This is a genomic window from Streptomyces sp. NPDC048291, from assembly GCF_043201715.1.
In the GTDB taxonomy this organism is placed as follows: domain Bacteria; phylum Actinomycetota; class Actinomycetes; order Streptomycetales; family Streptomycetaceae; genus Streptomyces.
Genome location: NZ_JBICZC010000001.1, coordinates 463,775 through 490,184, shown reverse-complemented (window position 1 = coordinate 490,184; position 26,410 = coordinate 463,775). Strand labels below are relative to the sequence as shown.

Annotated in this window: 21 protein-coding genes; 14 read left to right on the top strand and 7 right to left on the bottom strand. The window is 72.9% G+C overall.

The features are described 5' to 3' along the window. Positions 1–84: 84 nt before the first annotated feature. Complete coding sequence (locus tag ACGF5O_RS02090; protein ID WP_393808000.1) at positions 85–1,062, bottom strand: class I SAM-dependent methyltransferase; 978 nt, start codon at positions 1,060–1,062, stop codon at positions 85–87. Positions 1,063–1,222: 160 nt separating this feature from the next. On the opposite strand from ACGF5O_RS02090, the gene cobT reads away from it, so the two are divergent. The 3 genes from cobT (at position 1,223) to ACGF5O_RS02075 (ending at position 5,054) form a co-directional block, all read left to right on the top strand. Then, entirely contained in the window at positions 1,223–2,296 is a 1,074-nt protein-coding gene (gene cobT / locus ACGF5O_RS02085; protein ID WP_393807999.1) for a nicotinate-nucleotide--dimethylbenzimidazole phosphoribosyltransferase, read from the top strand. Between the two features lie 171 nt (positions 2,297–2,467). Beyond that, positions 2,468–4,264 (top strand): phosphatidylglycerol lysyltransferase domain-containing protein, encoded by a 1,797-nt coding sequence (locus tag ACGF5O_RS02080; RefSeq protein WP_393807998.1) that lies wholly within the window; start codon positions 2,468–2,470, stop codon positions 4,262–4,264. A 10-nt stretch (positions 4,265–4,274) separates the two neighbouring features. After that, positions 4,275–5,054: a hypothetical protein gene (locus ACGF5O_RS02075; protein ID WP_393807997.1), complete on the top strand. Its 780-nt coding sequence runs from the start codon at positions 4,275–4,277 to the stop codon at positions 5,052–5,054. Here ACGF5O_RS02075 and ACGF5O_RS02070 read toward each other — a convergent pair. After that, the gene (locus ACGF5O_RS02070) at positions 4,937–5,758 is read right to left on the bottom strand and encodes a hypothetical protein (RefSeq protein WP_393807996.1); all 822 of its coding nucleotides are present in this window, start codon (positions 5,756–5,758) and stop codon (positions 4,937–4,939) included. The genes ACGF5O_RS02075 and ACGF5O_RS02070 overlap by 118 nt on opposite strands. 104 nt (positions 5,759–5,862) lie before the next feature. Here ACGF5O_RS02070 and ACGF5O_RS02065 point away from each other — a divergent pair, with 104 nt between their 5' ends. Further along, positions 5,863–6,657, top strand: coding sequence for an adenosylcobinamide-GDP ribazoletransferase (locus ACGF5O_RS02065; protein WP_393807995.1), 795 nt, complete (start codon positions 5,863–5,865; stop codon positions 6,655–6,657). Between the two features lie 95 nt (positions 6,658–6,752). On the opposite strand, the gene ACGF5O_RS02060 is transcribed toward ACGF5O_RS02065, so the two are convergent. Continuing rightward, positions 6,753–7,568, bottom strand: coding sequence for an endo alpha-1,4 polygalactosaminidase (locus tag ACGF5O_RS02060; protein WP_393807994.1), 816 nt, complete (start codon positions 7,566–7,568; stop codon positions 6,753–6,755). A 272-nt stretch (positions 7,569–7,840) separates the two neighbouring features. Here ACGF5O_RS02060 and ACGF5O_RS02055 point away from each other — a divergent pair, with 272 nt between their 5' ends. From ACGF5O_RS02055 to ACGF5O_RS02030, 6 genes are all read left to right on the top strand, one after another. Then, complete coding sequence (locus ACGF5O_RS02055; protein ID WP_393807993.1) at positions 7,841–9,379, top strand: leucyl aminopeptidase; 1,539 nt, start codon at positions 7,841–7,843, stop codon at positions 9,377–9,379. A 342-nt stretch (positions 9,380–9,721) separates the two neighbouring features. Then, on the top strand, positions 9,722–11,110 hold the full coding sequence (lpdA, locus tag ACGF5O_RS02050) for a dihydrolipoyl dehydrogenase (RefSeq protein WP_355726858.1): 1,389 nt from the start codon (positions 9,722–9,724) through the stop codon (positions 11,108–11,110). 59 nt (positions 11,111–11,169) lie between these two features. Continuing rightward, positions 11,170–12,930: a 2-oxoglutarate dehydrogenase, E2 component, dihydrolipoamide succinyltransferase gene (gene sucB, locus ACGF5O_RS02045; RefSeq protein ID WP_393807992.1), complete on the top strand. Its 1,761-nt coding sequence runs from the start codon at positions 11,170–11,172 to the stop codon at positions 12,928–12,930. Between the two features lie 164 nt (positions 12,931–13,094). Further along, positions 13,095–13,718 (top strand): GntR family transcriptional regulator, encoded by a 624-nt coding sequence (locus ACGF5O_RS02040; protein WP_393807991.1) that lies wholly within the window; start codon positions 13,095–13,097, stop codon positions 13,716–13,718. A 439-nt stretch (positions 13,719–14,157) separates the two neighbouring features. Further along, a complete protein-coding gene (aceE, locus tag ACGF5O_RS02035; protein WP_393807990.1) occupies positions 14,158–16,869 on the top strand; it encodes a pyruvate dehydrogenase (acetyl-transferring), homodimeric type in 2,712 nt (903 codons plus the stop codon). 101 nt (positions 16,870–16,970) lie between these two features. Then, positions 16,971–17,489, top strand: coding sequence for a DUF4240 domain-containing protein (locus ACGF5O_RS02030; protein WP_393808398.1), 519 nt, complete (start codon positions 16,971–16,973; stop codon positions 17,487–17,489). 33 nt (positions 17,490–17,522) lie between these two features. On the opposite strand, the gene ACGF5O_RS02025 is transcribed toward ACGF5O_RS02030, so the two are convergent. Next, positions 17,523–17,780 carry a hypothetical protein gene (locus ACGF5O_RS02025; protein WP_393807989.1) on the bottom strand — a complete coding sequence of 86 codons (258 nt, stop codon included), beginning with the start codon at positions 17,778–17,780 and terminating at the stop codon, positions 17,523–17,525. A gap of 72 nt (positions 17,781–17,852) precedes the next feature. Then, positions 17,853–18,731 carry a peptidoglycan recognition protein gene (locus tag ACGF5O_RS02020; protein WP_393807988.1) on the bottom strand — a complete coding sequence of 293 codons (879 nt, stop codon included), beginning with the start codon at positions 18,729–18,731 and terminating at the stop codon, positions 17,853–17,855. 190 nt (positions 18,732–18,921) lie between these two features. Between ACGF5O_RS02020 and ACGF5O_RS02015 the strand changes: the two genes are divergently transcribed. Continuing rightward, positions 18,922–20,106: a MarP family serine protease gene (locus ACGF5O_RS02015; protein WP_393807987.1), complete on the top strand. Its 1,185-nt coding sequence runs from the start codon at positions 18,922–18,924 to the stop codon at positions 20,104–20,106. An 87-nt stretch (positions 20,107–20,193) separates the two neighbouring features. On the opposite strand, the gene ACGF5O_RS02010 is transcribed toward ACGF5O_RS02015, so the two are convergent. Then, positions 20,194–20,682 carry a GNAT family N-acetyltransferase gene (locus ACGF5O_RS02010; RefSeq protein WP_393807986.1) on the bottom strand — a complete coding sequence of 163 codons (489 nt, stop codon included), beginning with the start codon at positions 20,680–20,682 and terminating at the stop codon, positions 20,194–20,196. 72 nt (positions 20,683–20,754) lie between these two features. Here ACGF5O_RS02010 and ACGF5O_RS02005 point away from each other — a divergent pair, with 72 nt between their 5' ends. Together ACGF5O_RS02005 and ACGF5O_RS02000 are read left to right on the top strand one after the other, a co-directional pair. Further along, entirely contained in the window at positions 20,755–21,648 is an 894-nt protein-coding gene (locus ACGF5O_RS02005; protein WP_393807985.1) for a TIGR01777 family oxidoreductase, read from the top strand. Positions 21,649–21,808: 160 nt separating this feature from the next. Beyond that, positions 21,809–23,167: an NAD(P)/FAD-dependent oxidoreductase gene (locus ACGF5O_RS02000; RefSeq protein WP_393807984.1), complete on the top strand. Its 1,359-nt coding sequence runs from the start codon at positions 21,809–21,811 to the stop codon at positions 23,165–23,167. Positions 23,168–23,737: 570 nt separating this feature from the next. Here ACGF5O_RS02000 and ACGF5O_RS01995 read toward each other — a convergent pair. Continuing rightward, positions 23,738–25,213 carry a regulator gene (locus tag ACGF5O_RS01995; RefSeq protein WP_393807983.1) on the bottom strand — a complete coding sequence of 492 codons (1,476 nt, stop codon included), beginning with the start codon at positions 25,211–25,213 and terminating at the stop codon, positions 23,738–23,740. Positions 25,214–25,461: 248 nt separating this feature from the next. Between ACGF5O_RS01995 and lipB the strand changes: the two genes are divergently transcribed. Then, complete coding sequence (gene lipB, locus ACGF5O_RS01990; protein WP_393807982.1) at positions 25,462–26,325, top strand: lipoyl(octanoyl) transferase LipB; 864 nt, start codon at positions 25,462–25,464, stop codon at positions 26,323–26,325. The last annotated feature ends 85 nt before the right edge of the window (positions 26,326–26,410 follow it).

Below are 26,410 nucleotides of genomic sequence, written 5' to 3'. Positions count from 1 at the left end.
CCTGCCCGCAGCTAGGAAGCCCCACAAGGGGCGCGGGGAACTGCGCGAGCAACCCCCGCCGGGCCGCGGTCGCGTGACCGGTCGTCAGCAGGGCTTTCTGGCGACGATCCGGTACGCGTTGGAGAACGGCGTCCGGCGCAGCAGCGGGGCCAGGGTGTGGTCGGCGATGCTCGCCGCGGCGACCAGCGGGGCCGCCGCCCGCAGCCACCGCTTGGGCAGGAGCCGGCCGAGCACCAGGCCGAGCGCCGCCGAGATGTCGTACGGCAGGTGGGGCGACTTCCGGTCGGTTCCGAGGATCTCGCAGCCCTGGGACTCCAGCTCCGCCCGGAGGTTGCCCAGCGGCATCAGGTGCAGGTGGCGGGGCTGGCCGTAGGGAATCCACCACTTGCCGAGGAGCCGGGCGAACGCGCTGCGCGGGTTCGGGACGTCGATGAGGACGTGGCCGCCGGGGCGCAGCGCGGTGAGGGCGGCGCGGAGTTCGGCGCGCGGGTCGGGGGTGTGCTGCAGGTGGTGGAACATGCTGACGACGTCGTAGCGGCCGCGCAGGCGGGCCAGCACCTCCGGCGCGGCCAGGTACCCGCAGTGGGCCTCCTCGATGTGGCCCTCGGTCTGGGCGCGCCCCACCCGGAGGGTCGGGTCCAGGCCGTCGAACGAGGTGTAGGCGAAGAGCTCCTTCGCCGTGCGCGGGAAGTGGGCGTGGCCCGTGCCGACGTCCAGCCAGCTCTCCGGCTCCGGCAGCGTCAGCATCACGCGGGCGGCGGCGCGGTGCCTGCGGCGGCCGGCGCGGGTGGTGTGGAGGCGGTCGGTGTAGTCCTCCAGGCGGCCGTCGTAGAAGTCACGGTGGTAGAGGGCGAGGCCGGCCGCGGACAGCCGGGGGTTCTGGAAGGCGTGGGCGCAGTCCCGGCACTCGTCGACGGTGAACGTGCCGGGCCGGTGGTGGAGGAGGTCGGGCGTGCGCAGGCGGGTGCGCAGCCGCCTGGAGCCGCACCAGGGGCAGTCCTCGCGGCGCGGCTCGTGGAACCGGTCGGGGCCCGGGGCGGGTTCGGGCGTGCGCGGCGGCATGGGCGGCTCCCTGTGCTCCCGGTACGGGCCAGTACTCCCTGAACGCAATCCACTGCAAACCGGAACGTATGGGATACCGATCTTGCCTGCCAAGGCGCCGTGCGGGTGTGGTGGCGATCTGGCACCTAACCGTTCGTCGGGTGCCGGTACTGTTCGGCGAATGAGCTCGCTTAATCTCGACGACTTCACCGATCTGATCGAGCGCCCCGACGGCGGTGTGCGCCGTGACGCCGAGGCGCGCCGGGAGCGGCTGAACGTGCCGCCCGGGTCGCTGGGCCGCCTCGACGACCTGGGTGAGTGGCTGGCCGCCGCGCAGGGTTCGGTTCCGGTGCGGCCGGTGGAACGGCCGCGGGTGCTGCTCTTCGCCGGCGACCACGGCGTGGCCGAACTCGGCGTCTCCGCCCGGCCGGCGGGCAGCGCGGAGGTGCTGGTGCGGGCGGTCCTGGAGGGGGCCAGCCCGGTGGCGGTGCTCGCCCGGCGGCTCGGGGTGCCGGTGCTGATCGTGGACATGGCGCTGGACTGCGACCCGGACGCGCTGCCCGCGGAGGTCGTGCGGCACCGGGTGCGGCGGGGCAGCGGCCGGATCGACATCGAGGACGCGCTGACCCCGGAGGAGGCCGAGGCGGCCTTCCGGGCGGGCCTCGCGCTGGCCGACGCGGAGGCCGACGCGGGGACCGACCTGGTGGTCCTCGGTGACGTCAGTGTCGGCGGCACCACGGCGGCCTCCGTCCTGGTCGCGGCGCTCTGCGGGACGGACGCGTCCGTGGTGACCGGACGGGGCGGGCTCCCCATCGACGACCTCGCGTGGATGCGGAAGTGCGCGGCGATCCGGGACGCGCTGCGGCGGGCGCGGCCGGTGCTCGGGGACCAGTTGCAGTTGCTGGCGACGGTCGGCGGGGCCGACCTCGCGGCGATGACCGGGTTCCTGCTGCAGTCCGCGGTGCGGAAGCTGCCGGTGGTGCTGGACGGTGTGGTGGTGGCCGCGTGTGCGCTGGTCGCGCAGCGGATCGCGTTCCGGGCGCCGGACTGGTGGCTGGCCGCCCACGACAGCGGGGAGCCGGGCCAGGCGAAGGCTCTGGACCGGATGGCCCTGGAGCCGCTCCTCGAGCAGGGCGTGCGGGTCGGCGAGGGCACGGGCGCCCTGCTGGCCCTGCCACTGGTCCAGGCCGCGGCAGCACTGGCGGCGGAACTCCCGGAGAAGCAGCCCGAGCCGGAGGAGAAGCCCGAGGAGTAGCGCCCCCTCAGGGGCGCTGGGGGTCCCCCCGGCCGAAGGCTGGGGGAGGAACTGCGCGACCAGCCACGAGGGCGCGACACCCGGCGAAAGGCGCGACCCGGGTACGCGTGCGACGGAAAGAGGGTGCGTGCGGCGAGGTTTGGCACGAGGACGCCCATATGATCGCTCTCCATGGGAGATGTCCGAATTGCCGTGGAGCGGTGTGAGGGACGTGGGCCGGGGCGGCGGGGTGCCGGGGTTTCCCAGCGGGCCGCCGCCTTCGCCGTGTGGTACTTGCGGGCCGTCGCCTTCGTCAACTTCCTCAGCGCGGTGTGGGTTTCGCTGGGCCAGGACGTGCGGCGGCACAACCAGGAGAACTTCTTCACGCCGTACCTGCTGACGGCCGGCTTCGCCTCCGGCGTCTTCACCGCGTTCCTCGCGATCACGATGCGGCGCCGCAAGCGGGCCGCGTGGATCCTCAACCTGGTGCTGAGCGGGCTCTTCCTCGCGCTGTTCGCGTTCGCCATGGCGTTCCCGGAGATCCGGCGGTACGCGCAGAACTGGGTCTCGATCGTGCTGACCGCCGCCTTCGTCGTGGCCCTGCTGGTCGGGCGGCGGGAGTTCTACGCGAAGGGCGACCGGTCGAACCCGCGTCTCGCCGCCACCGTCGCCGTCGCCGGCGGTCTCGCCGCCTCGCTGCTCGCCGCCCTTCTGGTGACCGTCACCGACCAGGCGCCGCACGCCGCGCGTTCGACGTTCCCGGAGCGCTGGCACTACGGCACCCTGCGCCTGGTGTCGGTCGCCGCCGACCCCTCCCGGTTCCCGTACATCGCCCCGCCGAACTGGGTGAACGTCGTCATCAACGTGCTCAGCACGGTCCTCGTGCTCGCCGTCCTCTACGCCGCCTTCCGCTCCCGCCGCGCCGTCGACGCGATCACCGAGGACGACGAGAAGCGGCTGCGGGAACTGCTGGAGCGGCACGGCGAGCGGGACTCGCTCGGGTACTTCGCGCTGCGGCGGGAGAAGAGCGTCGTGTGGTCGCCGACCGGGAAGGCGGCGGTCGCCTACCGGGTGGTGGGCGGGGTGTCGCTCGCCTCAGGGGATCCGATCGGGGACCCCGAGGCATGGCCGGGGGCCATCGTGCCGTGGCTCGCCGAGGCGCGGGCGCACGGGTGGATCCCGGCGGTGATGGGGGCGGGCGAGGAGGCCGGGACCGTGTACGCGCGGCACGGCCTCGACGCGCTGGAGCTCGGCGACGAGGCGATCGTCGAGGTCGCCGAGTTCACGCTGGACGGGCGGGCGATGCGGACCGTCCGGCAGGCGTACAACCGGGTCGGCCGGGCGGGGTACGAGGTGCGGATCCGCCGCCACGAGGACATCCCGGCGGACGAGATGTCGTACCTGGTCCGGCGCGCGGACGACTGGCGGGACGGGGCCACCGAGCGCGGGTTCAGCATGGCGCTGGGGCGGCTCGGGGACGGCCGGGACGGCCGGTGCGTGATGCTGGAGTGCACGGACGGGGAGGGTGGGCTGCGGGCCCTGCTCTCCTTCGTGCCCTGGGGGCCGGGCGGGCTGTCCCTGGACCTCATGCGGCGGGACCGGGACTCCGACAACGGGCTGATGGAGTTCATGGTCATCGAACTGCTCCGGCGTGCCGGGGAGATCGGGATCACGCAGGTCTCGCTCAACTTCGCGATGTTCCGTTCGGTCTTCGAACGTGGTGCGCGTCTCGGCGCCGGGCCGGTGCTGCGGCTGTGGAGGTCGTTGCTGAGCTTCTTCTCCCGGTGGTGGCAGATCGAGTCCCTGTACCGGGCCAACGCCAAGTACCGGCCCATCTGGGAACCCCGGTTCCTGCTCTTCGAGAAGAGCGCGGACCTTCCGCGCATCGGCCTGGCGTCGGCGCGCGCGGAGGGGTTCCTGGAGGCGCCGGGACTGCCGAAGTGGGTGCACCGCAAGCACCTGGACACGCAGCGGGAAGCGCGGGGATGAGGACCACGGCATGACACCGCTCGCCCGCTGGGCCCGCGCCGAATGGGGGCTGCTGTACGCCACCGTGCACGGCCCGCTGACGAAGCGCCGGCTGCGGGCGGTGCCGATGACGGTCGGGGCGGTGTGCCTGACCGCGCTGCTCCAGTTCGCGCAGAACCAGTCGTGGGGCTACCGCGTCGTGCAGAACGCCGGGGCGGTGCGCGCCGCGGACCCGCTCTGGGCGGCCCTGCTGCGCACTCCCCTGTCGCTGTTCGTGCCGGCGCTCGACCTGCCGGTGTGGGGCGCGCTGGTCCAGGTCCTGGTGGTCCTCGGCATCGCCGAGGTGTGCCTGGGCTGGTACCGGACCCTGGTCGTCGCGTACGTGGCGACCCTCGCCGGCACGCTGTACGCGCGGACGGGCATCGCGCTGGGACCGCACGGTCCGCTGGGGCTGCCGGCCTCGGACGCCCTGCTGGTGGACACCGGACCGTCGGCCGCCGTCGTCGGGCTCGCGGTCTACCTGGGCTGGCGGTACGGCGCCTACGTCACCGTCGGCGCGGTGGCGGCCGCGATGGCGGTCGAGGTGGCGCTGAAGGACAACCTGGCCGGAAAGGAGCATCTGGCGGCCATCGCGGGGGTCGCGTTGCTGTGCGCGGTGGTGCCGGCGGGACGGCGGCCGTGGCGCCGGTGGCGTCACCGGCGGCCGGGGTCGGGACCGGGGCTGGGGCCGGGACCAGGGCCGGAGCCGGGGCTGCGGCCGGGCAGTTCCAGTGGTTCGGGGCGGTCGGGTCTGCCGCCGATCCAGTCCTGAAGGGTCAGGGTGAGCCGGGACCAGCGGCGGTCGTGGTGATAGCCGCGCAGCCGGGCCCTGGCGCGGGCGCGCGGCCGGTTGCCGTAGAAGCGGCGGGCCCAGGCCGAGCCGGGGCGGGCCAGCCGGACCGCGCCGACGAGGGCGACCAGCGGGACGATCACCCCGAAGATCGCGGTGCGCGTCTTGCCCTTGCTCAGGGCGACGAGGGAGAGGCCGAAGTTGGCCACGACGTTCGCGATGACGGTGCCCCGGTCCTGGAGTTCGTCCGCCGAGAGGTCGTTGACGCCGAACGGCGAGAAACCGGCGAGCAGCAGCCCGACCAGCGCGGCCGTGATGACGACGGCCTCGACGCTCTTGCGGCCCTCCTCGGTCCAGTACACGTCGCCGAGGTGCAGGATCAGCGCGAACTCGTCGAGGACCAGTCCCGCGCCGATCCCGAAGACGATCGCGGCGAGGGCCGCGCCGACGCCGTTGCGGGAACCGGCGACCGCGCCGAAGCCGCCGACCACGACCAGGATGACGCCGGGGACCACGTGGTGGATGTGCAGTCCGCCGGCCTTCACGTTGCCGAACGGGCCCTTCCCGGCGCGGATCAGCCGCGTGATGACCCGCGTGATCACGAAGGTCAGGACGAAGGCGGTCAGGGCGAGCAACAGCGGGAGTTTGCCCGGCTCGACGATGTTCCGCTCCAGCCAATGTCCCATGTGCGCACTTTATCCCTGGCGGGAAGCCCGGCCGGAGTGCGGTCGGGAGTACGGCGGGAGTGCGGCCCGGCCGGGGCCTCCTGACCACCAGGTAACCTGCGCCGGTGGCTGTGACCTCTGCGACTCCCTGGCTCGACGGCGTCCGCTTCGCCTTCGGCACGCTCACCGTGTTCCCCGTGAAGGTCACCCGCTGGGACCGCGAGGCGGCTCGCGGCGGCATGCTGTCCGCTCCGCTGGCCGGCCTCGCGGTCGGCGCCTGTGCGGGAGCGGCCGGCGCGCTGCTGCTGGCGGCCGGGGCGAGCGCGCTGCTGGCCGCGGTGGCCGCCGTCGCCGTACCGGCCGTGCTCACCCGGGGGCTGCACCTGGACGGCCTCGCCGACACCGCGGACGGCCTGGGCAGCGGCAAGCCCGCCGAGGACGCCCTGCGGATCATGAAGCAGTCGGACATCGGGCCGTTCGGGGTCGTCACCCTGGTCTTCGTCCTGCTCGGGCAGGTGGCCGCGCTGGCCCAGGCGTACGGCGACGGGTGGCAGCGGGGTGCGCTGGCGGCGGTCGTCGCGGCGACGGTGGCCCGGCTGGCGCTGACGCTGGCCGCGGTGGAGGGGGTGCCCGCCGCCCGTCCCGAGGGGCTGGGGGCGGCGGTGGCCGGGGTGGTGCCCAGGATGGGGGCGACCGTGGTCACGTTCGCGGTGATGCTGCTCGCGGCGGGCGCCGGGGCGCTGGTCGGGCCGGGCGACAGCCTGCGGGCGCTGCTCGCGGTGGTGGTGGCGGAGGGCGCGACGGACGGGCTGCTGCGGCACTGCAAGCGCCGGTTCGGCGGGGTGACCGGGGACGTGTTCGGGGCGCTTGCGGAGACGGCTGCGACCGTGGCGCTCGTGGTGTTCTCGTTCGGGGGCTGAGGTCGCGTAGAACCTGCGGGTCGGTGGGGGCTGGTCGCGCCCACGCTGCGGAGCAGCACATTGACACAGCCCCGCGCCCCTTGGGGCGCGGCGCTTCAGCAGGCCTTTCGCCACACCCCCAGCTCGTACTTCTTCTCCAGCGAGCTCAGCCGGAGCTTGCGGGACTGTGCGCAGAACTTGCTGGTGGGCAGTTCGTACTCGACGTGGAAGACCGCCTTGTCCGCCTTGACGAACGGCTTCAGGTCGTCGCACTCGCCGTACTGGGCGCACTGCTCGTTCACCGCGAAGTCGAAGTCGCCCACCAGCTGCGGTATCTGGTCCAGGTCGTTCTTGAGGCCCACCGCCATGCCGCGGTCGTGGGCGAGCCCGGCGACGAGCCTGTTGTAGCGGAGCTGGTCGGCCGCGGTGAGGGGGAAGCCCGTGCGGTTCTTGTAGCCGTCCATGTTGTCGGGCTCCACCGCGTCGAAGCCCTTGTCCTTGCACATGTCGAGGCGGGCCGCCATCAACGGCTTCAGCACGTCCGTACGGCGGATGTCCAGCCAGCGCTCGCCCTCCCAGCCGTTGCCGCGGCCGAGCACCGACGCCGGGAACTTCTTCGCGTCGGGGCGCCAGTCCTCGTAGGCGCCGGTGGAGAGGTAGCAGATGACCTTGCGGCCCTTGCCGTGCAGTGCGGCGACCGTCGCCCTGGACTGGTCGAAGCCGTCGATGTCGTAGACGGACGCCTTGACGGTGGTGTCGACCCGGCCGCTCAGCTGCCACTGCCAGCTGATGCCCGGCCGCGGCTGCCAGCGTCCGGCGTCACCCGCGTCCGGGGCCTGGGTGCAGCCGGCGAGCAGGGCCGGGACGGCGAGCAGCGGGGCGGTGCGGAGTTTCACCGGGCGGGCTCCAGGGGGTGCGGCGGGGTTCCCCATGGATGATCTCCCATCCCCGGTGCGGCCCGGACACCGAGGGCCGGTGCGGTGTCCGGGCGGTGGAAAGTGGCTACGACGCCACCCCCAGGTGAACGACCGCAGGAATGAGCGAACGCATACACACGCGTAGGCTCGTCCCGGGTGTTCGCCGACGGGGTGAAGGCCCCGGTCGCAACGCGGCCCGAGGACACTCCTTAGGGTCGCTTCCCGGGCCCGGTCGACCCACCCGCTCGGCCACTGCAACTCAACATCGGAAGCGAGATCCCACTACCGTGACTGCTCTCACTCTCAGCACCTCGGCGGCGCCCGGCCTCCGGGCCGACGCGATCGTGATCGGTGTCGCCAAGGGCGCCAAGGGCCCGGTCGTCGCCCCGGGCGCCGAAGCCGTGGACACGGCCTACGACGGGAAGCTGGCCGCCGTCCTGGAGACCCTCGGAGCCTCGGGTGCCGAGGGCGAACTGACGAAGCTGCCCGCTCCGGCCGGCTTCAAGGCGCCGCTGGTCATCGCGGTGGGCCTGGGCGCCGAGCCCGGCCCGGACGCGGACTACGAGGCCGAGGCGCTGCGCCGGGCGGCCGGTGTCGCCGCCCGCGCGCTGACCGGAGCCAAGAAGGCGGCCTTCGCGCTGCCCGTCGAGGACGCGGCCGCCGTGGGCGCGATCGCCGAGGGCGTGCTGCTCGGCGCCTACTCCTTCGACACGTACAAGGACAACGGTGCCGGCACCGGCAAGAGCCTGAAGGCGAAGAACGGCCGGGTGCCGCTCGCCGACGGCGTGCTGCTCGGCGGCAAGCCGCGGGACGCCGCCCACAAGGCGGCCCTGGCCCGCGCCACGGCCGTCTCCGAGGAGCTCAACCGGGCCCGTGACCTGATCAACACCCCGCCGAACGACCTCACGCCGGCCGCGTTCGCCGCGATCGCGCAGGGTGCGGCCAAGGAGCACGGCCTCAAGATCCAGGTGCTCGACGACAAGGCGCTCGCCAAGGACGGCTACGGCGGCATCCTCGGCGTCGGCGGGGGCTCGGCGGCGACCCCGCGGCTGGTGAAGCTGACGTACACGCACGCCGACGCGGACAAGCACCTCGCGTTCGTCGGCAAGGGCATCACCTACGACTCGGGCGGCATCTCGCTCAAGCCGGCCGGCCACAACGAGACGATGAAGTGCGACATGAGCGGCGCGGCGGCGGTGTTCGCGGCCGTCGTCACGGCGGCCCGGCTCGGCCTTCCGGTCAACGTGACCGGGTGGCTGGCGCTGGCCGAGAACATGCCGTCCGGCACCGCCGTGCGCCCCGGTGACGTGCTGCGCATGTACAGCGGCAAGACCGTCGAGGTGCTCAACACGGACGCGGAGGGCCGGCTGGTGCTCGCCGACGCGCTGTGGGCGGCGTCGGCGGAGCAGCCGGACGCGATCGTGGACGTGGCGACGCTGACCGGCGCGATGATGCTGGCGCTGGGCAGCCGGACGTTCGGGATCATGTCCAACGACGACGCGTTCCGCTCCGCGGTGCACGAGGCCGCGGAGGAGGTGGGCGAGCCGGCGTGGCCGATGCCGCTGCCGGAGCACCTGCGCAAGGGGATGGAGTCGCCGACCGCGGACATCGCGAACATGGGTGAGCGGATGGGCGGCGGGCTGGTCGCCGGTCTCTTCCTGCGCGAGTTCGTGGGCGAGGGGATCACCTGGGCGCACCTGGACATCGCCGGGCCCGCCTTCAACGAGGGGGGTGCCTTCGGTTACACGCCGAAGGGGGGCACGGGGTCCGCGGTGCGGACGCTGGTGCGGCTGGCGGAGCTGACGGCCGAGGGTGACCTGGGCTGATGTTGCCGACGGGACCTCGCGCGCGGGTAGGGCGGGGTCCCGTCGCCCATTGGCTCGGTCCATTCCGTCGTATGGCGACTGCGGGCCGAGGGGGTTTCTCGCGCAGTTCCCCGCGCCCCTGAGTGGGACCACGTGCCCCTTCTCACAAGTGAGCGTGTGGTGTCTCACACCCCAGCCCCGCGTCTCGTTCACCTCCGACAAGTGCGAAGATGGGGCTCGGCAGGACAGGGCCCCACCCACAGGGCCGAAGAAGAGCGGCCGGACACCAGCCGACCGACCGGTCAACCACCCGTATGGGGAAAAGGTGCCCGGCGTACGGCGCACATGCATGGAGGACGTGACGTGGCGAACGACGCCAGCACCGTTTTCGACCTAGTGATCCTCGGCGGTGGTAGCGGCGGTTACGCCGCGGCCCTGCGCGGGGCGCAGCTGGGCCTGGACGTCGCCCTGATCGAGAAGGACAAGGTCGGCGGTACCTGCCTGCACCGGGGTTGCATCCCCACCAAGGCCCTGCTGCACGCGGGCGAGATCGCCGACCAGGCCCGCGAGAGCGAGCAGTTCGGCGTCAAGGCCACGTTCGAGGGCATCGACGTCCCCGCCGTCCACAAGTACAAGGACGGTGTCATCTCCGGCCTGTACAAGGGCCTGCAGGGTCTGATCGCCTCGCGCAAGGTGACGTACATCGAGGGGACGGGGCGGCTGTCCTCCCCCACCTCCGTGGATGTCAACGGCCAGCGGATCCAGGGGCGCCACGTGCTCCTCGCCACCGGCTCCGTGCCGAAGTCGCTGCCGGGTCTGGAGATCGACGGCAACCGGATCATCTCCTCCGACCACGCTCTCGTCCTGGACCGCGTGCCGAAGTCCGCGATCATCCTGGGCGGCGGTGTCATCGGCGTCGAGTTCGCCTCCGCGTGGAAGTCCTTCGGTGCCGACGTCACCGTCGTCGAGGGCCTCAAGCACCTCGTCCCGGTCGAGGACGAGAACTCCTCCAAGCTCCTTGAGCGCGCCTTCCGCAAGCGCGGCATCAAGTTCAACCTGGGCACCTTCTTCTCGAAGGCCGAGTACACCGCCGACGGTGTCAAGGTCACCCTCGCCGACGGCAAGGAGTTCGAGGCCGAGGTCCTGCTCGTCGCCGTCGGCCGCGGGCCCGTCTCCGCCGGTCTCGGCTACGAGGAGCAGGGTGTCGCCATGGACCGCGGCTACGTCCTGGTCGACGAGTACATGCGGACGAACGTCCCGACCATCTCCGCCGTCGGCGACCTGGTCCCGACCCTCCAGCTCGCGCACGTCGGCTTCGCCGAGGGCATCCTGGTGGCGGAGCGCCTGGCCGGTCTGAAGGCCGTCCCGATCGACTACGACGGTGTCCCCCGGGTCACGTACTGCCACCCGGAGGTCGCCTCCGTGGGCATCACCGAGGCCAAGGCCAAGGAGATCTACGGCGCGGACAAGGTCGTCGCGCTGAAGTACAACCTGGCGGGCAACGGCAAGAGCAAGATCCTCAACACCTCCGGCGAGATCAAGCTCGTCCAGGTGAAGGACGGTGCCGTGGTCGGCGTCCACATGGTCGGCGACCGCATGGGCGAGCAGGTCGGCGAGGCCCAGCTGATCTACAACTGGGAAGCGCTGCCCGCCGAGGTCGCCCAGCTCATCCACGCCCACCCGACGCAGAACGAGGCGCTCGGCGAGGCCCACCTGGCCCTGGCCGGCAAGCCCCTCCACTCGCACGACTGACCCTCGGTCGACGAAGCGACGACTCAGACTTCCGCAATTCGTAAGGAGCAACCGAAACCATGGCGGTTTCCGTAACCCTTCCGGCGCTCGGCGAGAGCGTCACCGAGGGCACTGTCACCCGCTGGCTGAAGGCCGAGGGCGAGCGCGTCGAGGCCGACGAGCCGCTGCTCGAAGTCTCGACCGACAAGGTCGACACCGAGATCCCGGCCCCTGCCTCCGGTGTGCTGGCCTCGATCAAGGTCGCCGAGGACGAGACGGTCGAGGTGGGCGCCGAGCTGGCGATCATCGACGACGGCACCGGCGCCCCCGCCGCCGCTCCGGCCCCTGCCGCCGAGCCCGTGGCCGCCCCGGCTCCGGCCGCGCCGGTCGCCGAGGCCCCCGCAGCCCCCGCCCCGGCCCCCGCTGCCGCCGCGCCCGCCGCTCCGGCCGGTGGCGCGTCCGGCACGGACGTGGTCCTGCCCGCGCTCGGTGAGTCCGTCACCGAGGGCACCGTCACCCGCTGGCTGAAGTCGGTCGGCGACTCCGTCGAGGCCGACGAGCCGCTGCTCGAGGTCTCGACCGACAAGGTCGACACCGAGATCCCGGCGCCCGTCTCCGGTGTGCTGCTCGAGATCACGGTCGGCGAGGACGAGACCGCCGAGGTCGGCGCCAAGCTCGCCGTCATCGGTGCCCCGGGTGCCGCTCCGGCGGCCGCTCCGGCCGCCCCGGCTCCGGCGCCCGTCGCCGCTGCCCCGGCGGCTCCGGCCCCCGCGCCGGTCGCCCCGGCTCCGGCCCCCGCGCCGGTCGCCGCCGCGCCGGCTCCGGTCGCCCCGGCCCCCGCGCCGGTGGCCGCCGCCCCCGCTCCCGTCACCCCGGCGCCGGCCCCGGCCGCTCCGGTCGACGAGGGTGCCTACGTCACCCCGCTGGTCCGCAAGCTCGCCGCCGAGAACGGTGTCGACCTGGGCGCCGTCAAGGGCACCGGCGTCGGCGGCCGGATCCGCAAGCAGGACGTGCTCGCCGCCGCCGAGGCCGCGAAGGCCGCCGCCGCTGCCCCGGCCCCCGTGGCCGCCGCTCCGGCCGCCGCCGCTGCCAGGAAGGCCCCGGCCCTGGAGGTCTCCCCGCTCCGCGGCCAGACCGTCAAGATGACCCGCATCCGCAAGGTCATCGGCGACAACATGGTCAAGGCGCTGCGCGAGCAGGCCCAGCTCTCCTCGGTCGTCGAGGTCGACGTGACCCGCCTGATGCGCCTGCGCAACCAGGCCAAGGACTCGTTCGCGGCCCGCGAGGGCGTCAAGCTCTCCCCGATGCCGTTCTTCGTCAAGGCCGCCGCCCAGGCGCTGAAGGCCCACCCGGTCATCAACTCCCGGATCAACGAGGCCGACGGCACCATCACCTACTTCGACACCGAGAACGTCGGTATCGCGGTGGACTCCGAGAAGGGCCTGATGACCCCGGTCATCAAGGGCGCGGGCGACCTCAACATCGCCGGTATCGCCAAGGCCACGGCCGACCTGGCCGGCAAGGTCCGCGCCAACAAGATCACCCCGGACGAGCTGTCCGGCGCGACCTTCACCATCTCCAACACCGGCTCGCGCGGCGCGCTGTTCGACACGATCATCGTGCCGCCGAACCAGGTCGCGATCCTCGGCATCGGTGCCACGGTCAAGCGCCCCGCCGTCATCGAGACGGAGGAGGGCACGGTCATCGGCGTCCGCGACATGACGTACCTGACCCTGTCCTACGACCACCGCCTGGTGGACGGCGCCGACGCGGCCCGTTACCTGACGGCCGTCAAGGCGATCCTGGAGGCGGGCGAGTTCGAGGTCGAGCTCGGTCTCTGATCCCCAGCGGTTTCCACGGTGCCCCGTCCGGAGTTCTTCCGGGCGGGGCATTGCCGTCCCGCGTGTAAGTCTCGTCTCACCTGCGCGAAAGCGCCCCCGTGCGCCTCTCCCGAAAGACGGTCCGGCCTTATTGTCTAAACGTCAAACGCCCTTAAGGAGCTCCCATGACCGCGCCCGTCGTCCACTCGCTGCGCGAACAGATCCGCGAGCACATCGTGGAGGGAATCGTCAGCGGGCGCTGGAAGCCGGGCGAGCGCATCGTGGAGCGACGGATCGCGACGGAGCTTGAGGTCAGCCAGACGCCGGTGCGGGAGGCGCTGCGCGAGCTGGAGTCGCTCCGGCTCATCGAGTCGGCGCCGAACAAGGGCGTGCGGGTGCGGAACCTGACCGCGGCCGACCTGGAGGAGAGCTACCCGGTGCGGGCCGGTCTGGAGGCGATCGCGGCGGAGCTGGCGGCGGAGCGGCTTGCCGAGGACTGCTCGGCGCTCGAACCGCACGTCGCGGCCCTCTACGACGCCGACCGCGACGCCGACGGCACGGGCCAGGTCCGCCACACGGTCGGCTTCCACCGCGAGCTGGTCCGGGCGGCAGGCAACTCGGTCCTCCTGCACACCTGGGAGGGCCTGGGCATCGAGGTCTTCACGGCCCTGTCGATCCGCTGGCTGGGCACGGTCCAGCAGTCCTACGCCGAGGAACACGAGGAACTGGTCGCCGCCTTCAAGCGCCGCGACCCCCGCATCGCGGACATCGTGAAGTCCCACGTCCTGGGCTGCGCCCCGAGACCGTGACCCTACGGGGGTGCGGCCCTTCGAGCACCGCCGAAAAGCGCCGTCCCGGCTGAGCGCCGCCGCGGCGGAAAAGACGGGGCGAGCACAGCGCGCCCCTTCAGGGGCGCGGGGAACTGCGCGACCAGCCCGCGCGGCGCGGCACCGAACCGGCAACCCCCGCCCCTCCCACACACGAGCGCTCCCCCGCTCAAACACCGCCTCACCTGCGTAAACGTCGACTGGATCACGTCACCCGGTGCCATTGCCGAAGGCACCCCGTGCCGACTTTCTCGGAATCGAGAGGTTTTGCCCGGCAACCCTTTGATCGATCATCGATCAGGGAGTTAGAGTCACCGACGGGCCCGCACCCGGGCCCTCTGCCCTGTCCTGCCAAAGACCAAGGGCACCCCCGAACCCCTTGCCGATGAGGGAACCCCCTTCGACTGAGGAAGGCGGCGACATGACCGACCCCCAGGCCATCCAGCCGAGCGCGCTCGACCAGCTCCCCGACCGGGACCCGGAGGAGACCGCCGAGTGGCGGGCCTCTCTGGACGCCGTGGCCAGGGAGGCCGGGCCGCACCGCGCCGCGTACCTGATGCGCCGCACGCTGGAGCGCGCCGAGGCGGACGGCATCGCGCTGCCGAAGCTCCTGGAGACGGACTACGTCAACACCATCCCCACCGCCGCCGAGGCCGCCGTGCCCGGCGACGAGGAGATGGAGCGGAAGATCACCGCGTGGAACCGCTGGAACGCGGCCGCGATGGTCACCCGGAGCTCGAAACACGGCGTCGGCGGCCACATCGCCACCTTCGCCTCCGCCGCCTGGCTCTACGAGACCGGCTTCAACCACTTCTTCAAGGGCAAGGAATCCCCTGAAGCGGACGGCAGCGGCGACCAGCTCTACATCCAGGGCCACGCCTCCCCCGGCATCTACGCCCGCGCCTTCCTCGACGGACGCCTGACCGAGGCGCACCTCGACAACTTCCGCCAGGAGGCCGGCGGCAACGGCCTCCCGTCGTACCCGCACCCCCGCCGCCTGCCCTGGCTGTGGGAGTTCCCGACGGTGAGCATGGGCCTCGGCCCGCTCTCGGCCATCTACCAGGCCCGCTTCAACCGGTACCTGACCGCGCGTGGCATCAAGGACGTCTCGCAGTCCCACGTCTGGGCCTTCCTCGGTGACGGCGAGATGGACGAGCCGGAGTCCACGGCCGCCCTCGCACTCGCCTCCCGCGAGGGTCTGGACAACCTCACCTTCGTCATCAACTGCAACCTGCAGCGACTCGACGGCCCGGTGCGCGCCAACTTCAAGATCGTGCAGGAGCTGGAGGCCCAGTTCCGCGGTGCCGGCTGGAACGTCGTCAAGACCCTCTGGGGCACGGCCTGGGACGAGCTGTTCCAGCTGGACACCACCGGGGCCCTGGTACGACGGCTGCGCGAGGTACCCGACGCCCAGGTGCAGACGTACCAGACCCGCGACGCCGCCTACATCCGCGCCGACTTCTTCGGCAAGGACCCGGCGCTCGCCGAGATGGCGAAGCTGCTGAGCGACGACAAGATCCTGGAGTGCTTCCACCTCTCGCGCGGTGGTCACGAGGCGCGGAAGGTGTACGCCGCCTACAAGGCCGCCGTCGAGTTCAAGGGCGCGCCGACCGTGATCCTGGCCCAGACGGTCAAGGGCCACACCCTCGGCGACGGCTTCGCGTCGAAGAACGCCAACCACCAGATGAAGAAGCTGACGGTGGACGAGTTCAAGACGATGCGGGAGCTGCTGGAGCTGCCGATCCCGGACAGCGCCTTCGCCGACGGGGTCGTGCCCTACGGCCACCCGGGCGCCGACTCCCCCGAGGTCCGCTACCTCCAGGAGCGCCGCGCCGCCCTCGGCGGTCCCGCCCCGGCCCGCCGCACGCACGCCCTCGCCCCGCTGCCCGCCCCCGCCGACAAGGCCTTCGCCTCCTTCGACAAGGGCTCCGGCACGCAGAACGTGGCGACGACCATGGCCTTCGTCCGCCTCGTCAAGGACCTGGTCCGCGACAAGGAGACCGGGAAGCGCTGGGTGCCGATCGTCCCCGACGAGGCGCGCACCTTCGGCATGGAGAGCCTCTTCCCCTCGCTGGGCATCTACTCGCCCAAGGGGCAGACGTACGAGCCGGTCGACCGCGACCAGCTGATGTACTACAAGGAGGCCAAGAACGGCCAGATCCTCAACGAGGGGATCACCGAGGCCGGTTCGATGGCCGACTTCATCGCCGCGTCCACCGCGTACGCGACGCACGGCGAGGCGATGATCCCGTTCTACATCTTCTACTCGATGTTCGGCTGGCAGCGGACCGCCGACCAGATGTGGCAGCTCGGCGACCAGCTCGGCCGCGGCTTCCTGGTCGGCGCGACCGCCGGCCGTACCACCCTGACCGGCGAGGGCCTCCAGCACGCCGACGGCCACTCGCCGGTGATCGCCGCGACCAACCCGGCGGCGCTGTCGTACGACCCGGCCTTCGCCTACGAGATCGCGACGATCGTCAAGGACGGCCTGCGCCGGATGTACGGCGAGCCGGCCCCGGGCGAGGACCCGAACGTCTTCTACTACCTGACCGTCTACAACGAGCCGCTCCCGCAGCCCGCGAAGCCTGCCGGGCTCGGCATCGACGAGGGCATCGTCAAGGGCCTGTACCGCTTCAACACGGCGGAGTCGGCCGGGCTGTCCGTGCGGGCGAACGCCCCGCGCATCCAGCTGCTCGGCTCCGGTACGGCGATCCACTGGGCGCTGAAGGCGCAGCGGCTGCTCGCCGAGGAGTGGGGCGTGGCCGCCGACGTCTGGTCCGCCACCTCCTGGACGGAGCTCCGCCGTGACGCCATGGAGGCGGACGCGGCCCTGCTGCGCGGCGAGGAGCGGGTGCCGTACCTCCGTCAGGTGCTGCACGGCGCGGAGGGCCCGGTGCTGGCCGTGTCCGACTACATGCGCCAGGTCCCGGACCAGATCGCGCAGTGGGTCGAGCAGGACTGGGCCTCCCTCGGCGCCGACGGCTTCGGTCTCTCCGACACCCGGGACGCGGCCCGCCGCCACTTCGGTGTCGACGCCGAGTCGGTCGTCGTGGCGGCCCTGGCCCAGCTGGCCAGGCGCGGCGAGGTCAAGGCGACCGCGGTGAAGGAAGCACGGGAGCGGTACGCGCTCTGAGCGGTTGGTTGACGGGGTGACGCACGCCGGAGTGACGGTGGATAACAATCCGCACCACTCCGCGTGCGCCCCCGGCGCCCAGGCACGATGCTGGACCCGTGATGGACGAGACGGAGTTCTGGGAGCTGGTCGACACCACCCGCGAGGCCGCCGAGGGCGACCCCGAGGAGCAGGCCGACCTGCTCGTGGAGCGGCTGCTCCAGCTGGAGCCCGACCTGGTCCTGGACTTCGCCCGGCACTTCGAGGCGCGCTACAACCGCGCCTACCGCTGGGACCTGTGGGGTGCCGCCTGGGTGCTGCTGGACGGGGCCAGCGACGACGCGTTCGACTTCTTCCGGTGCTGGCTCATCGCCCAGGGCCGGGAGATCTTCGAGGGCGCCCTGCACGACCCGGACGCGCTGGCGGAGCTGCTCGCCGACTTCGACGAGGAGATCGACGGCGACGGCGAGGAGCTGGGGTACGCGGCGGACGAGGCGTACGAGCAGCTGACCGGGACGGTGGCGCCGGACCTGGGCATCGCCCCCGCGCCCTCCGAACCCGAGGGCGCCCCGGTCGACTTCGAGAACGGCCGGGTGCTCGCCGAGCGGTTCCCGAGGCTGTGGGACCGCTTCAAGGGGTAGGGCTCAGACGGGGAGGACCCGGGCGGGTGCGGCTCAGGCCGCGGTGCGCCGGCGGGTCGCGTCCGACGGGATGTACGCCTGCGTCTGCTCGGCCTTGACCGCGTGGTGCATCGGTGCCGCGTTGGCCTGGTCGAGGGCGGACGCGGTGACCGCGGCCGGGCCGAGGACGACCGTCGCGACCGCGCAGACCACGGCCCAGGGTCCCCAGGAAGACCTGCCCCGACCGGCCTTCTCCGCGGCCTGCGTGGCCTGCGCGGCGTCCGTACGGGCTTCGGTACGACTGCTGTTCATGATCCCCACCTCCAGTCGGCTTCTGATGTCCCCGACGGTAGGGCGCGGGGATCTGAGCCGCCTGCGTGCCGCCTATGGCGTTCCTGTGGATGCTTTCGCGGGTGGTCCGAGGGAGACGGCGGGGGGCGTTTCCATGAGTGTTCGCAAGGGAGTTCCCGCCAGGGCCGTCCTGCCCTGGAGCCGGGCCGCCGTCTCCCTGATCTCCGGGAGGAGGGCGGCGAGGGCGGCTCCGGGGCAGTTGGTCCGGTAGCCGTCCTGGTGGCCGGCGACCGCGGGCAGGGCGACGGCGGTGCCCTCCCGGTACCGGCTGAGGCCGTTGCTGGAGACCAGCCGGGCGCTGCCGCGCGGGTCGACGCCGGCCAGCCCGAGTTTCCAGGCGGCGACGGCGGCGATCGCGTCGGTCATGGCGCGCGGCACGGGTACCCCGGCGGTGAAGGTGCCGAGGGCGGCGATGCCGGCGGTGCGGTGGTTGAAGCCCTGGGTGTGCGCGCCGGTGACGGCCCGGTCCGCGCCGCCCGCGCGGCCCTCGTAGACGGTGCCGCACCGGTCGACGAGGAAGTTGTAGCCGATGTCGTCCCAGGCGCGGTCGCCGGTCTGGCCGGTGTACAGGCGGCGGATGATCTCGGGAGTCTGCGCGCAGGAGTAGCCGTTGGGCGAGTCGGTGTGGTGCACGAAGACGGCGACGACCTGGTCGTCGTAGCGCGGCGGCGGCTGGGTGCGGCGGACGGTGGCGTCGAGCCAGGCCGAGCGCGGCACGATGTGCGGCCGGGGCGCCCGGTGGAAGGCTGCGGGGCTGGCGGGCGCGGGCGCGGCCAGGTGGATCGCGACGGTGCGGTCGGCGCCCTGGGCGCACAGCACCAGGGCGAGGACGGCGGCGAGGCCGGGCAGGCAGCCGAGCAGCGTCAGGGCGGTGATCCTGGTGCGCCGCCCCGCTCGTGGGAAGACACGCATGGCAATCACTCTCGGGGTGATCGACTGCGCCCGCGATGTGTGCTGTGCCACCTGGTGGAACCATCGTCCTGGTCCGGGGCGTTTCAGGGGGTACAGGCACGCGTGGCCGGTTCCCGTGGCCTCGCGCGCGTGAACTGATCACTGGACCTGTCCCGGCCGTAATTGAGGGCACCGAGAGAAAGGCGGCTCCGTGGACCTGCTCGACCTGGTGCTCGTACTGGTGGTCCTCGTCTACGCGGCGTCCGGCTACCGGCGCGGGCTGGTGGCCGGCTGTGTGTCGCTGGCCGGGTTCGTGGGCGGCGCGGTGATCGGCGTGTGGGTGCTGCCCTGGGTGATGGAGCTGGTCACGCGCGGGACGGCGACGGCGACGGTGGTCGCGGTGCTGACGGTGCTGGTACCGGCCGTGGTGGGGCACGAGCTGGCGGGGCGGCTGGCGCTGCGGCTGCGCCGGGAGCTGGACCAGGGGCCGCTCAGGGTGGCGGACGGAGTAGGCGGCGCGGTCGCCAACTCGGTGGCGGTGCTGATCGTGGCCTGGGTGGCGGCGAGCGTGCTGGGCGCGTCCTCGTCGCCCGCGGTGACGACGGCGATCCGCGACTCGAAGCTGCTGGGCACGGTGCAGAGCGCCATGCCGGACACCACCCCGGACTGGTTCTCGCGGGCCACCTCCGCCCTGACCGAGGCGGGTTTCCCGCAGGTCTTCAACCCGTTCGAGAACGAGTCGACGGCCCAGGTCGCCAAGCCCTCCGGGGACAACGTCACGGCGGCGGCCACGAACGCCTCCAAGCGCAGCACGGTCAAGATCGAGGGTTCCTCCGGCACCCAGGGCCGCGAGGGCAGCGGGTTCGTGTTCGCGCCGGAGCACGTGATGACCAACGCGCACGTGGTGGCCGGCATCGCCAACCCGAGCGTGCGGATCGGCGGGGTCGGTCCGGCGTACGACGCGGAGGTCGTCCTCTTCGACCCGGACCGGGACGTGGCGGTGCTGTACGTGCCGCAGCTGCGGGCTCCGGTGCTGAAGTTCGACACGAGCGCGGCGCGCGGGAACTCCGCGGTGGTGGCCGGCTATCCGCAGGACGGCAACCTGAACCTCCAGGCGGCCACCGTGGCGAACAAGGTGCAGGCCACCGGCCAGAACATCTACAACGACGCCACCGTGACCCGGGAGATCTACTCGATCCGCTCCACGGTCCGCCCCGGCAACTCGGGCGGACCGCTGCTGACCACCGGCGGCAAGGTGTACGGCGTGGTGTTCGCCCGCTCCACGTCCGACGACGAGACGGGGTACGTGCTGACCGCCGACGAGGTGGCCACGGACGCCGCGCGCGGGGCGCGCGCCACCTCACCGGTGGACACGGGCGAGCTGATCACGTCCTGAGCGTCACGCCCTGAGCGTCACGTCGTGACCGTCACGTTCTGGGCGTCACGTTCCGGGCGTCACGTTCCGGGCGTCATGCCTTGGGCGTCACAGCGACCGGCCCATGATCACGTCGTCGACGTACTCGCCGTCCAGGAAGAACTCCCCGGGCAGCACGCCCTCGACGGCGAAGCCCTCCGACGCGTAGAGCCGGCGCGCGGGGGTGTTGTGCCCGAGGACGCCGAGCCGGATCCGGCGGGCGCCGCGGCGCCGGGCCTCCTCCATCACCGCCCGCAGCAGCGCCCGTGCCACGCCCCGGCCGCGGGCCTCCTCGGCGACCGCGAGGCCCTGGATCTGCCGGACGTGCGCGTTGGAGGCGACCTTGTAGGCGAGGCCGAGGCGGACGTAGCCGACGATGCGCCGGTCGGCCTCGGCGACCAGCGTGTCCTCGGGGGCGTGCCGCTCGCCGAAGAAGGGGTCGTACGGCGGCTGCGGCCTCGGCAGCACCGCGTGCAGGTACGACCAGGTGGCGCGGTCGAGGGCGGAGAGCTCCTCGTCGTCGTCGGGCAGGGCGCTGCGTATGTACGGTTCCGGCATGCGGTCACCCTAAGTCGGCCGGTACCGGGGCCCCAGGGGTTTTCCCCCGTCCTTCCCGGCATGCTGGGACCCATGGAACGTTCTCGTATCGCGGTGGCCGGCGCGTCCGGCCTCATCGGCAGCGCCCTGGTGCGGTCCCTCCGGGCGGACGGGCACGAGGTGGTGCGCCTGGTGCGGCGCGCGGCCCACGGCACCGGGGAGGTCTGCTGGGACCCCGGCGGGCAGTACGTGGACACCGCGGGCCTGGCCGACTGCGACGCGGTGGTGAACCTCGCCGGGGCCGGGATCGGCGACCGGCGCTGGACGGCCGACTACAAGCGGGAGATCCGGGACAGCCGGGTGCTCGGCACGGCGGCGCTCGCGGAGGCCGTGGCGGCGATGCCGGACCCGCCGCGGGTGTTCGTGAGCGGCAGCGCGATGGGCTTCTACGGCGACACCGGCGACCGGGCCGTGGACGAGGACGCCCCGCCCGGGGACGGCTTCCTGCCCTCGCTGTGCGTGGAGTGGGAGGAGGCGGCGGCCCCGGCGCGGGAGGCGGGCGTACGGACGGTGTTCCCGCGCACGGGTCTGGTGGTGGCCCGCGGGGGCGGGGCCTGGGGCCGGCTGTTCCCGCTCTTCAAGGCCGGGCTCGGGGGGCGACTGGGCGACGGGCGCCAGTACTGGTCGTTCATCGCGCTGCACGACGAGGTGGCCGCGATCAGGTTCCTGATGGAGACCGAGGGTCTGGCGGGGCCCTTCAACCTCACCGCGCCCGACCCCCTGACCAACGCCGAGATCACCGCGGCGATGGCCCGGGTGCTGCGCCGCCCGGCCCGCTTCCCGGTGCCCTCCCCGGTGCTGCGGGCGGCGCTCGGCGAGATGGCCGGGGACGTGCTGCGCAGCCAACGGGTGGTGCCGAAGCGGCTGCTGGAGTCGGGGTTCACCTTCGCGTTCCCGGGCATCGAGGACGCGATCCGCGCGGCCTGACGGCCCCTGTGACCGTATGCGACCGCCGTGCGACCGTGCCCTGTTCATGCGCGACTGTCCTTGACCGATCACCGTCCTAACCTCGACCCGAACTCGGGTATCCCCGGAGCTTGTTGGGGGCATCACGTCTCCACCGGACGCGCAATCGAGGAGGGGCCTCGTGCATGAGCCCGCGTACCAGGCGGACGTCGTCATCGTGGGAGCCGGTATCGCCGGACTCTCCGCGGCTCATCGGCTGAACAGCGCAGGAGTAACGACCGCGGTCCTGGAGGCCGCCCCTTACGTCGGCGGACGCATGTCGACCGAGAAGGTGGACGGCTTCCGGCTCGACCGGATCGGGCAGCTCCTGTCCACGTCCTATCCGGAGCTGCGCCTCGCCCCGGGACTGGACGCCCTGGTTCTGCGCCGGTACGCGCCCGGTGTGCTGCTGCATCGCGACGGGCGCAGGCACCGGGCCGGCGCCCCAGCGGGTGGGGGAAGCGCGAGGGGCGCACTGTATGCCGTGCGCGCCCTGGCAAGCGCCCCCAGGGGCGGCTCGCCGGTGGCGCCGCCCCGGGCCACCGCGCCGATGGGCGGCGCGGTCGACCAGGCCCGCCTGGGCGCCGCGCTGGGCCGCATCGCGACGACCCCGGTCGAGCGCATCCTCGCACGCCCCGAACTCCCCGCCGCGCACGCCCTCGCGGAGCGCGGGGTGCCCGCCCGCACGATCGACGGCTTTCTGCGCCCGCTGCTCGCGGCCCTCCTCTGCGACCCCGAGCTGACCACGTCCAGCCGCTGCGCGGACCTCGCGCTGCGTTCCTTCGCGAGCGGGCGGCTGTGCGTGCCGGAGGGCGGCGCCGAGGTCCTCCCGGACCTCCTGGCCCGCGCGCTGCCGCCCGGCACGGTGCACACCGGCGTACGGGTCACCTCGGTCTCCACGACCTCGGTGACGACGGCCGACCACGGCGAGATCCGCTGCCGTGCGGTCCTCCTCGCGACCGACGCCCGGGCCGCCGCCGAACTCCTCCCGGGCCTGCGCGTCCCGGACTTCCACCGGGTGACGGTGGTCCACCACACGACGGACGAGCCGGTGACCCTCACGACCGGAACGTCCCTCCTGCTGGACGCCGACCGGGGCGGCCCCGTCTCCCACACCTCCGTCGTCAGCAACATCGACCCGAGCCGTGCCCCCCAGGGCCGCGCCCTGATCTCCTCGACCGTCCTCGGCACGCCCCCTTCCGACATCGACACAGCGGTCCGCATGCACCTCACCCGCCTCTACGGCACCTCCACCCGCCGCTGGGAGACCCTCGCCGTCCACCACACCCCCGAGGCCATCCCCGCCATGCGCCCCCCGCACGACCTCCGCCGCCCCGTCCGCCTCCTCGCCGGCCTCTACGTCTGCGGCGACCACCGCGACACCAGCACAGTCCAGGGAGCCCTCCATTCAGCCCACCGGGCCACTGCGGCGATTTTGGCCGACCTGGGCACAGCAGGCTCCCTGAACCGAGCAGACCCCGAACAACGCCGAGCCGCCTAGCACCCCGCAAGGGGCGCGGGGAACTGCGCGATCAGCCACCACGGCCCGGCACCGCCGAACAACACCGCCGTGGCTGATCACCGCCGCGACGGAACAAGAAAGAGCGAACGGCATCGCGCCCCATAAGGGGCGCGGGGAACTGCGCGACCAGCCACGACGGCGCGGCGCCCGGCGGGAACCGGCAGCGGTCGGCCCGGCACCGCCGGACAAGACCGTCGCGGCTGATCGCCGCCGCGACGGAAAAGATGAGGGCGAACGGCATCGCGCCCCGCAAGGGGCGCGGGGAACTGCGCGACCAGCCACGACGGCGCGGCGCCCGGCGGGAACCGGCAGCGGTCGGCCCGGCGCCGCCGGACAAGACCGTCGCGGCTGATCGCCGCCGCGACGGAAAAGATGAGGGCGAACGGCATCGCGCCCCGCAAGGGGCGCGGGGAACTGCGCGACCAGCCACGACGGCGCGGCGCCCGGCGGACGGCGGGAACCGGCAGCGGTCGGCCCGGCGCCGCCGGGCAACGCCGTCGTGGCTGATCAGCGCCGCGGCGGAAAAGAGAGGTGAGTCGCAGCGGAGCGTCAGTTCAGGGCCGCGACCTTCTCGCGGTAGCCCTTCACCGGTGCCGCGTCCTTGTACGGCTCCAGTCGGCGTTCGAAGTCCTTGACGTACTCGATCGCACGGACCGAGCGCATCTCCGCCGCCGCCCCCGCCGCCTCCACGCCCAGCGCACACGCCTGGTCGAGTTCGCCCAGGCCCAGCCGGGCCGTGGCGAGGACGACGCGGCAGAAGAGGCGGCTGCGGGCATAGGAGGGCGCACGGAGTTGCAGGGAGCGCTCGGCGTGCTGCGCGGACGCCCGGAACTGCTGGAGGTCCCGGTGGCAGTGGCCGAACTCGTCGGCCAGCTGCGCCTCGTCGAAGAAGCGGGCCCAGTACGGGACTTCGTCGCCGGGACGGGCCGTCTCCAGGGCCCGTTCGGCGCGGACGAGCGCGCCCGTGCAGGCGCGCACCTCACCGAGCACCCCGTGCGCACGGGCCTCGGCCGCGTGGAGCAGCGCCTGCACGACCGGCGGGGCGCTCGTGCCCACCCCCTGCTGGGCGACGCGCGCGAGCTGCACCGCCTCCCGGCCGTGGCCGAGGTAGACCGCCTGGCGGCTCATGGTGACGAGGACGTAGGAGCCGTAGGACCGGTCTCCCGCCGCCTGGGCGAGCCGCAGCGACTGGACGAAGTAGCGCTGGGCGAGGCCGTGCGCGGCGATGTCGTACGACGTCCAGCCCGCGAGCCGGGTCAGGTCCGCCGCCGCGCCGAACAGCCTGCGGCCGGTCTGCTCCCCGTACGTGCCGCGCAGCATCGGCTCGCACTCGTGCTCCAGGTACCGCACGAGGGCCTGCCGGGCATGGCCGCCGCCGTACTGGTCGTCGAGGGAGCGGAACAGCTCGCCGACCGAGCGGAGCGCGGCGATGTCGCCGCCGGTCACCTTCTGGCCGGGCCCGCGCTCGGCCGGCCCGCGTGGCCGCACCGGGGCGAGCGGCACCGGCTTGGGCGGGGCGGGCCGGGTCTGCGCCGGCACCCGGACCGCGGCCACCGGTGGCGCCGGCTCGCCGCGGGCCACCTTGTCGTCGGCGCGGCCGATCAGCCAGTCCCGGCTGGGCACGACCAGCCCGGCCGGGGTGAAGGCGATCTTGCGGAGCTCGGCGTGGCTGCCGGAGTCCTTGCGCCACAGCCCGCTGACGATGTCGACGGCCTCCTCGGGGGTCGCCGCGAACTCCAGCCCGGCGTAGACCGGGGCGCAGGCGTCGAGACCCAGGTCCTGGGCGGTGAGCCGACGGCCGAGGCGCCGGGTGAAGACCTCGGCGATCAGGGCGGGTGTGGTGCCCCGGGGCTGCTGGCCGCGCAGCCACCGGGTGACCGATGTCTTGTCGTATCTGAGATCCAGCCCGTGTTCGAGTCCGAGTTGGTCGACGCGCCGGGCCAGACCCGCGTTGGAGAACCCTGCTTCTGCGATGAGCGCGGCGAGCTGGCGGTTGGGGGTGCGCTGCGCGGGTCGGTCCGTCATCTGGGGTGCGGTCTCCTGCCTTCTGGCTCAGCTCGGTCGCTTGTGCCCGGATTGCCGGTGAGCAGCCCTTTTGGCGCTCGTGGACGGCGCGAATGTAGCGGAGAGTGAGCAGTCGATCGCACATCTCGCCGTTCATTCATCCGATCGTGTGAGGATTGGCCCCAGGGCTGACGCGCGACGGGCGGACGTACAGTGGCTTGGGCGCGTTATGTGCCTGACACACCCATCGCCCGAGGGAGGCGCTTGCCGTGAGTGAGTTGCGGTTCGTCCGCATGGGGTTCGGCGCGGACGCCGTCGAGTACCAGGAGGCGTGGGACGAGCAGCGCCGGGTGCACGCGGCGCGGTTCGCCGACGAGGTGCCCGACACGGTCCTGCTGCTCGAACACCCCCCGGTCTACACGGCGGGCCGCCGCACCGCGGACAACGAGCGCCCCCTCGACGGCACTCCCGTCATCGACGTGGACCGCGGCGGCAAGATCACCTGGCACGGCCCCGGCCAGCTGGTGGGCTACCCGATCCAGAAGCTCCCGCGCCCGGTGGACGTGGTCGCGCACGTCCGGCGCCTGGAGGAGGCCCTGATCCGCGCCTGCGCCGAGTTCGGCCTGGAGACCACCCGGGTCGAGGGCCGCAGCGGCGTCTGGGTGCTCGGCGACCCGGTCGAGCAGCGCCCGCGGGCCTGGGGGTCCCCCCGGCCGGAGGCTGGGGGAGGGCTCTCCCTGGACTTCGACCCCCGCCTGACGGACGACGAGTTCGACCCCCGCCTCAACGGCCCGGAGTACGCCCCCTCCAACGCCGGCCAGCGCCGCGAGGACCGCAAGATCGCCGCGATCGGCATCCGCGTCGCCAAGGGCGTGACCATGCACGGCTTCGCGCTCAACGTGAACCCGGACAACAAGTGGTTCGACAAGATCATCCCGTGCGGCATCCGCGACGCCGGCGTCGCCTCCCTCGCCGGCGAACTGGGCCGCGACGTGACGATCGCGGAGGTGCTGCCGGTGGCGGAGCGCCATCTGAAGGCCGTACTGGAGAACGCGGACCTCAAGCCGAGGGTGATCGAGAAAACACCGGTAACCGTCAGCCCGTCTGGGGGCACCCCCTCTGGGGGAGTTTGAGGACGAGGCCGTTCAGGCCGAAGCGGGGGTCCGGGGCGGCAGCCCCCGGCAGGCCAGCACCCTCTCCGGGTTACAAATCAACGGG